Annotated in this window: 11 protein-coding genes; 6 read left to right on the forward strand and 5 right to left on the reverse strand. The window is 57.8% G+C overall.

Features of this window, described 5'->3' with window-relative positions:
• Positions 1-4: 4 nt before the first annotated feature.
• From holA to leuS, 3 genes are read right to left on the reverse strand one after another with little or no spacing between them, the layout of a single operon-like run.
• Positions 5-1042, reverse strand: coding sequence for a DNA polymerase III subunit delta (holA, locus tag FHX15_RS27945; protein WP_184401604.1), 1038 nt, complete (start codon positions 1040-1042; stop codon positions 5-7).
• A gap of 12 nt (positions 1043-1054) precedes the next feature.
• The gene (gene lptE / locus FHX15_RS27950; protein WP_184401605.1) at positions 1055-1576 is read right to left on the reverse strand and encodes an LPS assembly lipoprotein LptE; all 522 of its coding nucleotides are present in this window, start codon (positions 1574-1576) and stop codon (positions 1055-1057) included.
• Complete coding sequence (gene leuS, locus FHX15_RS27955) at positions 1566-4196, reverse strand: leucine--tRNA ligase (RefSeq protein WP_184401606.1); 2631 nt, start codon at positions 4194-4196, stop codon at positions 1566-1568. The genes lptE and leuS overlap by 11 nt, the downstream gene beginning before the upstream one ends.
• A 197-nt stretch (positions 4197-4393) precedes the next feature.
• Between leuS and FHX15_RS27960 the strand changes: the two genes are divergently transcribed.
• Entirely contained in the window at positions 4394-5053 is a 660-nt protein-coding gene (locus FHX15_RS27960) for a YggS family pyridoxal phosphate-dependent enzyme (protein ID WP_184401607.1), read from the forward strand.
• Positions 5054-5470: 417 nt separating this feature from the next.
• Positions 5471-6406, forward strand: coding sequence for a flagellin (locus tag FHX15_RS27965; RefSeq protein ID WP_184401608.1), 936 nt, complete (start codon positions 5471-5473; stop codon positions 6404-6406).
• Positions 6407-6478: 72 nt separating this feature from the next.
• Here the strand turns inward: FHX15_RS27965 and FHX15_RS27970 are convergent, their stop codons facing one another.
• Positions 6479-7180, reverse strand: coding sequence for a DUF1013 domain-containing protein (locus FHX15_RS27970; RefSeq protein ID WP_184401609.1), 702 nt, complete (start codon positions 7178-7180; stop codon positions 6479-6481).
• Positions 7181-7414: 234 nt separating this feature from the next.
• On the opposite strand from FHX15_RS27970, the gene acs reads away from it, so the two are divergent.
• Positions 7415-9370, forward strand: coding sequence for an acetate--CoA ligase (gene acs / locus FHX15_RS27975; protein ID WP_184401610.1), 1956 nt, complete (start codon positions 7415-7417; stop codon positions 9368-9370).
• A gap of 338 nt (positions 9371-9708) precedes the next feature.
• Here the strand turns inward: acs and FHX15_RS27980 are convergent, their stop codons facing one another.
• Positions 9709-9933: a DUF1674 domain-containing protein gene (locus FHX15_RS27980; RefSeq protein ID WP_184401611.1), complete on the reverse strand. Its 225-nt coding sequence runs from the start codon at positions 9931-9933 to the stop codon at positions 9709-9711.
• 111 nt (positions 9934-10044) lie between these two features.
• Here FHX15_RS27980 and htpX point away from each other — a divergent pair, with 111 nt between their 5' ends.
• The 3 genes from htpX to FHX15_RS27995 all read left to right on the forward strand — a co-directional run bounded on the left by htpX (position 10045) and on the right by FHX15_RS27995 (position 14156).
• Complete coding sequence (gene htpX / locus FHX15_RS27985) at positions 10045-11007, forward strand: zinc metalloprotease HtpX (protein WP_184401612.1); 963 nt, start codon at positions 10045-10047, stop codon at positions 11005-11007.
• A complete protein-coding gene (locus FHX15_RS27990; RefSeq protein ID WP_184401613.1) occupies positions 10998-12386 on the forward strand; it encodes an RsmB/NOP family class I SAM-dependent RNA methyltransferase in 1389 nt (462 codons plus the stop codon). Before htpX ends, FHX15_RS27990 begins: the two co-directional genes overlap by 10 nt.
• 102 nt (positions 12387-12488) lie before the next feature.
• Complete coding sequence (locus FHX15_RS27995) at positions 12489-14156, forward strand: heparinase II/III family protein (protein WP_184401614.1); 1668 nt, start codon at positions 12489-12491, stop codon at positions 14154-14156.
• The last annotated feature ends 95 nt before the right edge of the window (positions 14157-14251 follow it).

Genomic DNA, 14251 nt, shown 5'->3' on the forward strand with positions numbered 1-14251 from the left:
TGGACTAGGGGCGTCTTCCTGATTGCAGCGTTGTCGAGAGCAATGTCTGCATGGCGATGCTGTCTTCCAATATCTGACGCTGCCTCGTCTGGAGGACAGCTGCCTGCAGACGTTTTGTTTCACGAGAAATAGCGTCGGCACTCCAGCTTTTTAATGCCTGCTCTAGAATCGGCTTGCGGCGGAAATGAAGATGTCTGCCCAGCGTCTGCATGATTTGCGCGGGCGGCAATCTCTTCTCATCCATCTCCGCACGCATCGTATCGAGAAGCTGAAATTGCCGAAGGCAGGCTTGGAGAACCAGAAAAACCGAGGTCTTGGAACTAGTGATCTTCTGCATGGCATGCAGGAAATTGTTGTTATTGCCGCTCAATATCGCATCCACAGCATCATCGACCGAAATCGCGCTGGCGTCCCCGATTATTTCGGTAACGTGATGATCTTCGATTGTCCCTATGCCGCGGCAATAGAGGGCTAGTTTTCGAATTTCGTTTCTCGAAGCAATTCTGTCGCCACCGATCAGTGTGATGAGGGCCTGTCTGGCGGCGGGAGTTATACCCAATCCCTCGGCAGAAAGTTCGCTGTCGATCAGCGTATTCAGCGCGCGGCCGTCGTCGGCGTAACAGGGAATGGCGACGGCGGTACGGGCGGCCTCGACCGTTTTGCGCAAGGCCGAACCCTTCTTTAGATCGCCGGCTTCGACGATAATGCTGGCTGCGTCGAGAGAGGCGCCTGACAGAAATGCGACAGCATCGACGAGATATTTCTCGTTTGCCGCACCCCTCACCCATATCAGCTTTTCGCCGCCGAAAAGACCGATGGACTGGGCCTCATCGACCAGCCTCCCAGGCTCCTTCTGAAGATCGCCCACGTCGAGTTTGGTGAGAGAGAAGGGGTCATTCTGGTCGATGCCAGTCTTTCCCGCAATCATCCCAGCCCGCTCGGAAACAAGTCCGCGGTCCGGGCCATAGATCAGATAGATGCGATACTGGCGAACGGATCTCTGCAGAAACCCTTCGAACTCATGGGATTTGATTTCCGCCACGCCACCGCTCCTTTAGCGGCTGAGCGCGGCGGCAAGATCCGCTCCCACGAACTCGGCCGCTTGATTGGCCGCGCGATTTTCCGCATCGAGAATTGCTCGCTGCTTGGCAAATTCCTGGCTTGGGAAGTCAACCAGAGATATTGCCGAGCGGCTACCTGCTTTGATGATACGATTGTCCTTCGTCGTCCGCAACGTATAGCTGACCGTCACATTCGCGCGTCCCGCCCGAGACGTATCGGAGGATTGAACAAGCAAAGTATCGGCAACGTATGACGAAACCTGCAGATCGACCATGTAATCCGGCTTCTCAACCTCACCGGCACCGCGGGAAGCCAGGAAGATCAGACGATTGCGAACTACCTGGCCGACGCGCGTACCCGCTTCGGAAAAGCCGACGGAGCCAAGCTTCTCGGTAACGCCGGTGCTTTCGGAATAGAGTGGCCGGACCTGGCAGGCGGAAAGGAACGCCGTAGAGACGAGGATCGTAACGATGCCGGCGCGGCGCGCAAGCTTGCGGGCAAAATCAGACGACAATGTTTACAATCCTCTGTGGAACCACGATGATTTTTTTCGGTGCCTGGCCGTTCAAGACATTCTTCACCGCGTCCAATTCCAGCACGGCTTCGGTGACGGCATTCTGATCTGCGTCGCGAGAAATTGTCAATTCGGCGCGCTTCTTGCCGTTGATCTGCACGGGAAGGATCACGTCGTTCTCTACGACGAGCGATTCGTCATAGGCTGGCCAGGCTGCATGGGCGATCAAGCCTTTATTGCCAAGGGTCATCCAGCATTCCTCCGCCAGATGCGGGGTCATCGGTGCGACGAGCTGGATGAGGATCTCCGCCGCATCGCGGATCGCAGATCGATAGGCCGTATCACCCTCGCCGGCTGCCACCTTCGTCAGCGGGCCTGCCAGCGCGTTGACGAGTTCGTAAATACGAGCGACCGCCTTGTTGAACCAGAGCCGGTCGTAGTCGTTCTGAACCGCCTTCAGGGTCTTGTGGGCCAACTGGGAAATTGCGAGTGCTTCGCCTTCCTTTGCCGGCTTCGGCTCTACGGTGGAGAGGACTTCGGCAGCTTCCGAAATCAGGCGCCATAAGCGCTGGGTGAAGCGGTGGGCACCTTCGACGCCGGCTTCCGACCAGATTACGTCGCGCTCGGGCGGAGAGTCGGAGAGAACGAAGAAGCGAGCGGTATCGGCGCCGTAGGAGGCAATGATATCGTCGGGATCCACGACGTTTCTCTTCGACTTCGACATCTTTTCGATCGAGCCGATGGTGATTTCCTCGCCTCCATCAAGCAGATAGGCGCTACGCTTTCCGTCGATCTCCTCGATACGGATATCGGCGGGCGAAACCCATTCGCGGTGCATGCCCGCACCGCGGCTATAGGTTTCGTGGACCACCATGCCTTGCGTGAAGAGGCCCTTGAAGGGCTCCTTGACGTCTACATGTCCGGTTTCGCGCATCGCGCGGGTGAAGAAGCGGGAATAGAGCAGATGCAGGATCGCGTGTTCGATACCGCCAATATACTGGTCGACCGGCAGCCATCGGTTGGCCGCGGCCGGATCGGTAGGCTGCTTCTCCCAAGGTGCCGTGAAGCGGGTGAAGTACCAGCTCGAATCGACGAAGGTATCCATCGTGTCCGTTTCACGACGCGCATCCTTGCCGCATTGCGGGCAGGCGACGTGACGCCAGGTCGGGTGACGGTCCAGCGGATTGCCGGGCTGATCGAAGGTGACGTCCTGCGGCAGCTTTACCGGCAGGTCTTTCTTCGGAACCGGCACGACGCCGCAATCATCGCAATGGATGACTGGGATCGGGCAGCCCCAGTAACGCTGGCGGGAAATGCCCCAGTCGCGCAGGCGGAAATTGATCTTGCGTTCGCCCTGCGGTGCATTGCCAAGCAGGGTGGAAGACAGTTTGTCGGCAACGATCTGGAAGGCCTCGTCGGTCGTCTTGCCGTCCAGGAAGCGCGAGTTGATCATCACGCCCTCGCCGTCGTATGCGACATCGCCGACGGTGAAGCTTGCCGCATCGCCGTCTTTCGGCATGACGACCGGCACGACCGACAGACCATATTTGCGAGCGAAATCCAGATCTCGCTGATCGCCCGAGGGGCAGCCGAAGATTGCGCCCGTGCCGTAGTCCATCAGAACGAAGTTGGCGACATAGACCGGCAGTTCCCAGGAGGGGTCGAGCGGATGCTTCACGCGGATGCCGGTATCCATACCCTTCTTCTCGGCCGTCTCAAGCGCGGCAAGAGAGGTCCCGGCGCGGCGGCATTCCTCGCAGAAGGCTTCGATATCGGCATTCGTGCCCGCCATTTCCTTGGCGAGCGGATGATCGGCAGCGATCGCCAGGAAGGAAGCGCCGAACAGCGTATCCGGGCGAGTTGTATAGACCGTCACTTCGGTTTCGCCGGCGGGTGCGGTTTCCGGAACGATTTCCCAACGGATCGTCAGACCTTCGGAGCGGCCGATCCAGTTCTTCTGCATAAGGCGCACTTTTTCCGGCCACTGGTCGAGCGTATCGAGCGCATCCAGCAGGTCCTGGCTGAAATCGGTGATCTTGAAGAACCATTGCGTCAATTCGCGCTGTTCCACCAGCGCTCCAGAGCGCCAGCCACGGCCGTCGATGACCTGCTCATTGGCAAGAACGGTGTTGTCGACCGGATCCCAATTCACCTTGGACTGCTTGCGGTAAACGAGACCCTTTTCCAGGAAATCCAGGAAAAGATGCTGCTGTTGCTGATAGTATTCCACATCACAGGTGGCGAATTCGCGCGACCAGTCCAGCGAGAGACCCATCGCCTTCAGCTGAGCCTTCATCGAGTTGATGTTCTGGTAGGTCCAGGATGCGGGGTGCACGCCGCGCTCCATCGCGGCATTTTCCGCCGGCATGCCGAAAGCGTCCCAACCCATCGGATGGAGGACGTTGTAGCCACGGGCGCGCTTATAGCGCGCCACCACGTCGCCCATGGCGTAGTTGCGGACATGGCCCATGTGAATGCGACCCGACGGATAGGGAAACATTTCCAGGACGTAATATTTCTCGCGCGGATCGGAATTGTCGGTCTCGAAGACCTTTTCCTCGTTCCATTTCTGCTGCCAGCGGGGCTCAGCATCGCGCGGATTGTAACGTTCGGTAGCCATAGTATCAGAATTTCCGGAAAATCAGGGGAGGTCGGTCGAGACCTTCACCATGAAACCAACCAAGCGTCAAGTTTTGCGGGCGCTTCAGGCGTTCGATCTCGGATTTGAGGCGATTTCCGTGGAGAGAAGTCTTGGCAAGCCCACTGGAGGTGATTAGTGCATTGCCAGTGAATTAGGCATGATGTCGGAGCAGAGCGATGGAGCTTCAAGAGCGGTTAAACGAAGTACGGTCCAAGATCGCCGCGGCAGAGCGCGATGCAGGCCGCCCCGCACGCTCTGTCGAACTCGTGGCTGTCTCGAAAACCTTTGAGGCCGATACCATTCGCCTCGCAATCGAAGCCGGCCAGCGAATCTTCGGCGAGAACCGCGTTCAGGAAAGCCAGGGAAAATGGCCGGAACTGAAAAAGGAAATGCCTGGCATAGAGCTGCACCTCATCGGTCCGCTGCAATCCAACAAGGCTGCCGAAGCGGTTGCGCTTTTCGACGTCATCGAAACCGTCGACCGTGAGAAAATTGCCCGCGTCATAGCGGAGGAAATGAAGTCGCAGGGCAAGGTCCTTCGTCTCTATGTGCAGGTCAATACCGGCCTGGAGCCACAAAAGGCCGGCATAGCTCCTGACGACGTTACGGCCTTCGTCAATTTCTGTGGCGATGAGCTTGGCCTTGCCATTGAAGGGCTGATGTGTATTCCGCCGGCGGAAGAGAATCCTGGCCCGCACTTCGCACTGCTCGCGAAGCTCGCTGAAAGATGCGGTGTGAAAAAGCTTTCGATGGGCATGTCCGGCGATTATGAAACCGCCATTGCATTCGGGGCAACCAGTGTGCGCGTCGGCTCGGCGATTTTCGGCGCACGTTAACGAATAACGGAAAAGGCGCTCTCCAATTCGGAGGACCGGTCATGATTCGACCGGGCATCCCAGCAGCCGTTGTTTGGAAAGCGATAATATTCATTAATGCGAAAAAAGTTTAAGCGGGTGGTTTCCCTGGCTGGCGTGGGACTACTCGGCGCCCAGCACCAATTCCATAAGCCCTTTGAATCATTGATTAATTTCTTTCTTCCTCTTACGCTTTTCCAAAGCCGATCGATTGCTGCCGCAAGCCCTAACGAGAGCTTAAATTAAATTTTCCGCAAAGCTAATTGAGGAAATATTAACTATGTTGGGCGCAACCATTCGTTAACGGCAATGACCCGGCTCGCTCGGGTTTTGCATGAAGCGTCGCCGTTACCGGACTTGTCCGGATGACCCTTTCACTTCGATTGCGGAAAACGGAACATGACAAGCATCCTTACCAACAACGCTGCCATGGCAGCGCTGCAGACCCTGCGCGGCGTAAACGATAGCCTCAAGAATACCCAGGCTCGCGTCTCCTCAGGCTATCGCATCGAAAAGGCCGCCGACAACGCTGCCTACTGGTCGATCGCGACGACCATGCGTTCGGATAACAAAGCGCTCTCGGCTGTTTCCGACGCCCTCGGCCTCGGCGCTGCCAAGGTCGACACCGCTTACACCGCCATGGACAACGCCATCGACGTCGTCACGGAAATCAAGGCGAAGATCGTTGCTGCCACGGAAAAGGGCGTCGACAAAACCAAGATTCAGGAAGAACTCGACCAGCTGCAGGAACAGCTGGTGAGCATCGCCCAGTCGGCGTCCTTCTCCGGTGAAAACTGGGTTGCAGGCGCTTCGGGCACGAAGAGCGTCGTCTCCTCCTTCGTCCGTGACGGCTCGAATGCCGTTTCGGTCAAGATGACGGATTATGTTCTTAACGACGGCACGCTTGGCAATGTGCTGTTTGGGATGAACAGCAATGGCACGATCCAAACGACGAGCGGGATCATCGGCACCGCATTCAACGGGACTTACGGCGGTACGGTTATTGTCATGCCTTCGATCTACGCGCTCGATATCACCAACTTCACGCAGGGTCAGCTCGACGGAGCGCTTTCCGGCGTCGAACTCGTGCTCCAAGCCTTGACGAATGCAGGCTCGCAGCTGGGTTCGATTTCGACGAGAATTCAGCTGCAGGAAACCTTCGTGAGTGCCCTGGGTAACTCTATCGACTCCGGTATCGGCCGCCTCGTCGATGCAAATATGGAAGAAGAATCCTCCAAGCTCTCTGCCCTGCAGACGCAGCAGCAGCTTGCGATCCAGTCTCTCTCGATCGCCAATTCCTCTGCACAGAACATTCTCTCGCTCTTCCGCAGCTAAGGGGCGCGCAGGAGAACGGCAACAAAAAACCCCGCGGTTCGCGGGGTTTACTGTTTTCAGGAACTGACGATCTCAAAACTTATCGTCTTCATCCTCGTCTTTCGGGGTCGAGCGCAGCGAGCTCAGCTTCCGGAAGACGGCATCGGCGTCGATTTCCTTTTCTTCCTCACGCTCGTAGCTTGGCGTCAGGCGCTCGGTTTCCTGAGCGGACTGCAGCGTCGCGCCAAGTTCGGCAGCGGTCGGCAGCGGCCGGCCCTTGGAAGCCTTTTCCACTTCCATATCGAGGTCGATCTGGCTGCAGAGGCCAAGGGTGACCGGGTCCATCGGTGCGAGGTTTGCCGAATTCCAGTGAGTACGTTCGCGGATCTGCTCGATCGTCGATTTGGTGGTGCCGACGAGACGCGAGATCTGGGCATCTTTCAGTTCCGGATGGTTGCGAACCAGCCAGAGAATGGCGTTCGGGCGGTCCTGGCGCTTGGAAACCGGTGTATAGCGCGGGCCGCGGCGCTTGGATTCCGGCACGCGGACCTTCGGCTCGGAAAGCTTCAGCTTGTAGTTCGGGTTGCCCTCGGCGCGAGCGATTTCATCGCGGGAAAGCTGGCCAGTGGCGATCGGGTCCAGGCCCTTGATGCCTTGCGCGGCTTCACCATCGGCAATCGCCTTGACTTCGAGCGGATGCAGTTTGCAGAACTGAGCGATCTGGTCGAAAGACAGGGCTGTATTGTCGACGAGCCAAATGGCGGTCGCCTTCGGCATGAGCAGTTGTTGAGCCATGGATATAGTCCTTCTGTCGTCCGCGCCGGTGTCGCGGTCCGTGGATTGTCACCACAATGTCCGGGAAATAGGGCGCTATATAATCGCACTGTCGCAGAATTGCAATTCTTCAGAAATGAAATGACCTTTGTCTAATTGCCGTCATCAGACTACCTGATATGAATTGCGCAATTCGAGTCCCGGTCGCTGCGTGGAAACCGTGGGCCGTAGCATACCTTGTGAGGAGGAGTTCCCATGTCGGAGAAGATCTATCCGGTATCCAAACCGGTGAAGACCCGTGCGCTGATCGATCAGGCCAAGTACGAGCAATGGTACGAGGAAAGCATTGAAAACCCAGACAAGTTCTGGGGTAAGCACGGCAGGCGCATCGACTGGTTCAAGCCTTATACCAAGGTCAAGAATACGTCCTTTACCGGCAAGGTCTCGATCAAATGGTTCGAGGATGGCCAGACCAATGTTTCTTACAATTGCATCGATCGTCACCTGAAGACGAACGGCAACCAGACCGCCATCATCTTCGAAGGCGACAACCCCTATATCGATAAGAAGATCACCTATAACGAGCTCTACGAGCATGTCTGCCGCATGGCGAACGTGCTGAAGAAGCATGGCGTCAAGAAGGGTGATCGGGTTACTATCTACATGCCGATGATCCCGGAAGCGGCCTATGCGATGCTTGCCTGCGCCCGTATCGGTGCGGTGCATTCGGTCGTCTTCGGCGGCTTTTCGCCGGAGGCGCTGGCTGGTCGTATCGTTGATTGTGAATCCACTTTCGTCATCACCTGCGATGAAGGTATCCGCGGCGGTAAGCCGGTGCCGCTGAAGGACAATACGGATACGGCCATCCACATTGCCGCCCGTCAGCATGTGACGGTCAACAAGGTGCTAGTGGTGCGCCGCACCGGCGGCAAGACCGGCTGGGCGCCGGGCCGCGACCTCTGGTACCATCAGGAAATCGCCACGGTAAAGCCGGAGTGCCCACCAGTGAAGATGAAGGCGGAAGACCCGCTTTTCATCCTCTATACGTCAGGTTCGACTGGCAAGCCGAAGGGTGTCCTGCACACGACGGGTGGTTATCTGGTCTATGCGGCAATGACGCACGAGTATGTCTTCGATTACCACCCTGGCGATATCTACTGGTGCACGGCCGACGTCGGCTGGGTTACCGGCCACTCCTATATCGTCTACGGGCCGCTCGCGAACTGCGCCACGACCCTTATGTTCGAAGGCGTGCCGAATTTCCCGGATCAGGGCCGCTTCTGGGAAATCATCGACAAGCACAAGGTCAATATCTTCTACACGGCACCGACGGCAATCCGCTCCCTCATGGGCGCCGGCGACCATTTTGTGACGCGCTCTTCCCGTGAGAGCCTGCGTGTGCTCGGGACGGTCGGTGAGCCGATAAATCCGGAAGCTTGGGAATGGTACTATAATGTCGTCGGTGACAGGCGTTGCCCTGTTGTCGATACCTGGTGGCAGACGGAAACCGGCGGCCACATGATCACGCCGTTTCCAGGCGCGACTGATCTCAAGCCCGGTTCGGCCACCAAGCCCTTCTTCGGTGTCAAACCGCAGCTGGTCGACAACGAGGGGAAGGTGCTCGAAGGTGCGGCCGACGGCAATCTATGCATCATTGACAGCTGGCCGGGCCAAATGCGTACGGTCTATGGCGATCACGAGCGCTTCATCCAGACCTACTTCTCCACCTACAAAGGCAAGTATTTTACTGGCGATGGTTGCCGCCGCGACGAGGATGGCTACTACTGGATCACTGGCCGCGTTGATGACGTTCTGAACGTCTCCGGCCATCGTCTCGGTACGGCGGAGGTCGAATCGGCTCTCGTGTCGCACAATCTGGTTTCGGAAGCTGCCGTCGTCGGCTATCCGCATCCGATCAAGGGGCAGGGTATCTATTGCTATGTCACGCTGATGGCGGGCAACGAAGGTACGGATGAGTTGCGTCAGCAGCTTGTTAAGCATGTGCGTGCCGAGATCGGCCCGATCGCGGCACCCGACAAGATCCAATTCTCACCGGGCCTACCGAAGACTCGTTCGGGCAAGATTATGCGCCGTATCCTGCGCAAGATCGCCGAAGACGATTTCGGTTCGCTCGGCGACACCTCGACCCTGGCAGATCCGGCTGTCGTCGACGATCTGATCGCCAACCGGCAGAACAAGGCTACGGCCTGAGTCAAAGGGCCGCTCCGTTCAGGAGCGGCCCTATTCTTCTACATAAGGAACCCCGTCTTGCGGCCGCCATCATAGGCGTGAAACCAGTCCATCGATGAGCAATTCTGTGCAGGATTGCGCCCGTCGGGAAAGGTGAATTGGCGAGAATTCGTCCTAGATATTTGTCGCCGCTGATGTCGGTCAATTTGATGCCCGCAACACACCGAGGTCATCTGCTCCAACGGGTGCAGCCGAAACCGGTTCGTCGATTTCATTCCGCGTCGCAAATGCCGGCATGGCGAGAGGGAACATAAAGGAATAAATTCCTCTTATGTTTGAAAGTAAATAGGCGTATTTACTTAAAAATCGATCGCGCGGCCGTTAATCTCATAGTCGCCGAAGCGGGAGGGTTCTGCTCCGCCGCGTCCGCCGATCTCCGGCGGCAGTTCGGCGAGCCTGGCATTCTTCCGGCGTTCTTCGGCTTCCGCCAGCGCGCGTTTTGCGGCAGGGGAAAGCATCTTGCGCCGCGGCTCAGAGCCTTCGGGCACCGGAATTTCTACGTTGTCATTGTCGGCCATCTGCATAGAGCACTCCCGCCTGAAAACATTGAAAATGGCTGGCGAATAACCAAATCATAATGCGCCGGCGCCAGGATTTAAAGCAGCGCCCTGTAATCAAGGAGATGGAGACCTCTGATGAACCTCATGCGTACTGCCATGTTGCTTGCCTTCATGACGGCGCTTTTCATGTTTGTCGGTTTTTTGATCGGGGGCCGAAGCGGCATGATGATCGCCTTTCTCATCGCTGCCGGCATGAATTTCTTCTCCTATTGGAATGCGGACCGGATGGTGTTGTCGGCCTATCGCGCCCAGGAGGTCGATGAGCGCAACGCCCCGGAATTCTATCGGATCGTGCGTGATCTCGCCCGGAATGCCGGTCTGCCAATGCCGAAGGTTTATCTCTACGACAGCCCTCAGCCGAATGCTTTTGCGACTGGCCGCAATCCGGAAAATGCCGCGGTTGCCGCTTCGACCGGCTTGCTTTCTGCTCTTTCGCCGGAAGAGGTGGCAGGCGTGATGGCGCATGAGCTGGCCCACGTCCAGAACCGCGACACGCTGACAATGACGATCACCGCCACGCTTGCCGGTGCGATCTCCATGCTCGGCAATTTCGCGTTCTTCTTTGGCGGGAATCGCGAGAATAATAACAATCCCCTGGGCTTCGTCGGTGTGCTTGTCGCGATGATCGTGGCCCCGCTTGCCGCCATGCTGGTGCAGATGGCAATCAGCCGTACGCGCGAATATTCAGCCGACAGGCGAGGCGCTGAGATCTGCGGCAATCCTTTGTGGCTCGCTTCGGCGCTTGGCAAGATTGCCCGCGGCGCGGCGCATGTGCCGAACTATGATGCGGAGCGCAATCCGGCCACCGCGCACATGTTCATCATCAATCCGCTCTCAGGCGAGCGCATGGACAATCTGTTTTCGACCCATCCGGCCACTGAAAACCGTATTGCGGCCCTGCAGGAAATGGCGCGGGGAGCCTTCAACGTCTCGACGCCGCCGGTTCGCGCTGCTAATCCCACCCGCAAATCGCGCTCGGTCCCGAATACGGGTTTAGGCCGCGGTGACTCGCAACCGCCGAAGGGTCCGTGGTCTTGAATTCAGACGGCAAGAAGAATCCAGTTCGCAAACATAAGCCTTCCGCAGAACGCTCAGCATCGGCGCCGGTAAAACCCGGCCTGCCGACACGTGCCGCTGCCGCCAAAATCCTTTCAGCCGTCGTCGACCGGAAACTGTCCCTTGATGGCGCGCTCGATCATGAACATGGAAATCCGGCCTACAAGGCGCTTGGGGAAAGCGATCGGGCGCTGGTGCGCGCGATCCTGAACACGACGCTCCGGCATCTGCCGCGCATCGACGCGGCCATTGCTTCACTTCTTGAAACGCCGTTGCCGGAAGGGGCTCGCGCGCTTCATCATGTCCTTGCCGTCGGCGCCGCACAAATCCTCTATCTTGATGTTCCCGATCACTCGGCCGTCGATCTTGCCGTCGAACAGGCCAATCAGGATCCACGCAATCGTCGTTTTGCGAAGCTCGTCAATGCCATCCTCCGTCGTCTCAGCCGCGAGAAGGAGCGCATCCTTGCTGATGTTGCAACCATTCCGCCGATGCCTGCCTGGTTCGTGGAGCGGCTCGCGAATGCCTATGGGCGAGATGCCGCGCTTGCCATTTCCGAATCACAGCTCGAGCCAGCAGCCATTGATCTGACCGTGAAATCCGATGCCGAGGGTTGGGCGCGCCGTTTGAATGGCGCTGTGCTTCCGACCGGTGGCGTGCGGCTTTCCGCTTTCGAAGGCAGCATTCCCTCGCTCGAAGGGTTTGAAGAGGGCGAATGGTGGGTTCAGGATGCGGCTGCGAGTATCCCCGCGAAGCTCTTTGGTGATCTCACTGGCAAACGTGTTGCCGACCTCTGCGCTGCGCCAGGCGGCAAGACCGCACAGCTCATCCTTGCCGGCGGAAGAGTGACTGCGATCGACCAATCCGAGAACCGATTGAAGCGGTTGCGTTCCAACCTGGGGCGGCTTGGCCTTGAGGCCGAAACGATTGCGGTAGATCTGACGAAATTCGAACCGCCCGAATGCTTCGACGCGATCCTGCTCGACGCGCCCTGCTCATCGACGGGCACGACCCGCCGTCATCCCGACGTGCTCTGGACGAAGGGACCTGAGGATATCGCCAAGCTTGCGGTACTGCAGGAACGCCTTCTGCGCCATGCCATTACGCTTCTGAACTCCGGCGGCTTGCTCGTCTTCTCCAACTGCTCGCTCGATCCGCAGGAAGGTGAAGAGGTCGTGGCGCGCATTCTGGAAGATGTGAAGGGGGTTGAACGTGTGCCGATCGACGCAGGAAGATGGCCAGGCATGAGCCAGGCGATTACACCGCTGGGCGAGTTTCGCACCCTTCCCACAATGCTGGATATGCCTGATTTGGCGTCGGGCCTTGATGGCTTCTACGCTGCGGTGCTCAGGCGCAACTAAGCACCATTATATTCCAATTTCATCACAAAATAATACACCGTGGCTAATGAAATCAGTCGCGATTCATCTATTCTTAACCACGAGGGTCAATAGACAATTGATATGCAGTCCGGTCGGCGTCTTGCGAGCATGTATGTTCGAGAAGCTTGGCGGCGCGGTGCGCGCCGTGCCGCACTTCTGCGTTTGCGTTTCTCGCGCCATGCTATCCCGGTGCCGGAACGCCTGATCGTCGCGCCGACGGATCTCAGAGGCGTCGATTCACATGTTGCCGAAGAAATCATAGATGGGCGCTTTCCGCTTGCCGGGCGTATGCTGGAAACCGGCGGAAAGTCCCCTTTCACGTTGCCCCTCCCCTCACGCGCTTTCGCGATCAGGCTCCACAGTTTCGGCTGGTTGCGGCACATGCGGGCGAACAAGAGCGAACAGGGGTCGGCCGTTGCTCGCATGATCGTCGATAGTTGGCTCTCGATCCACGGAGGCCGGATTGAGGGCATCGCCTGGGAGACCGATGTCGTGTCGCAGCGCGTCATCGCCTGGCTGTCGCATTCTCCTGTTGTCCTGCAGAATGCAGATCGCGGTTTCTATCGCCGCTTCATGAAATCGCTGGCATTTCATATCCGCTATCTGCGGCGCATGGCGCCTTATTCGGCGGGCGAAGTCCGCTTCCGTCTTCGCATAGCGCTTGCGACGGCGTCTGTCGCCATGCCGGTGCGGGCTTCGACGGTGCGGCGAGCAGCGCAGGCGCTTGATCGTGAATTCGATAGCCAGATTCTGCCTGATGGAGGCCATATTTCTCGCAATCCGCGCGTAGGGCTGGAGCTGTTGCTCGACCTGCTGCCGCTGAGACAAACCTACGTGAATCTCGGTCACGACCTGCCGCAGAAGCTGATCTCCGGTATCGACCGCATGTATCCCGCCCTGCGCTTCTTCCGACATCAGGATGGCGATCTGGCGCTCTTCAACGGTGCGACGTCCACGCTGGCAGACGAGCTGATGTCTGTACTGCGCTATGACGAGACCGCGGGCCAGCCGTTCAAGGCACTGCCGCATTCGCGCTATCAGCGGCTTGCGGCTGGCAAGACGGTGATCATCGCTGATACCGGCCCGCCCTCGCCCGCCTGCTTCAGAACAGCCCATGCAGGCAGCCTTTCCTTCGAAATGTCCTCCGGCCGTTACCGCTTCATCGTCAACTCAGGATCACCGAAATTCGCAGGCCAACGTTACGTACAGATGGCCCGCACGACGGCTGCCCATTCCACCGTCGTTCTAAACGATACGTCCTCAAGTCGTTTTTCACCTTCGGCTTTTCTGGCTCATATGATGACGGAGCCGGTCGAAACGGTAGCGGCTGAGCGTGTGGAGACCGAGGACGGCCGCGAAGGTATCAAGGCGAGACACGACGGCTATCTCGATCCCTTCGGTGTCATCCATGAGAGGGAGCTGACGCTGAATGCCGCCGGTTCCATCGTGACTGGTATGGACCGTTTCTTGACGGATGACCGATATCACAGCGAAGGCCCACTGCGGGCCGTTGCCCGCTTCCACATCCATCCCTCTATAGTGCCGCGGCAAAATGATACGGAATCGGTGTTGCTGACGGCACCGGATGGTGAAAGCTGGCTCTTTTCCTCTCCGGGCAACGAAGTGCTGATTTCGGAAGATATTTTCTTTGCCGACAGCGCCGGCATCAGCAGCTCGGACCAGATCGAGATCGGCTTCGATCTCGCGGAAAAACCCGAAATTCGCTGGTTTTTATCACGCAAGGGCTAAAGCATTTCCATTTTATCTGAATATGGAAATGCTTTAGCTATTTGCTTTCGTGCAATTCCCAACGCAAAACCGATGCACACTTTTGCTGGAATTGC

Source organism: Rhizobium sp. BK650, assembly GCF_014195325.1.
In the GTDB taxonomy this organism is placed as follows: domain Bacteria; phylum Pseudomonadota; class Alphaproteobacteria; order Rhizobiales; family Rhizobiaceae; genus Rhizobium.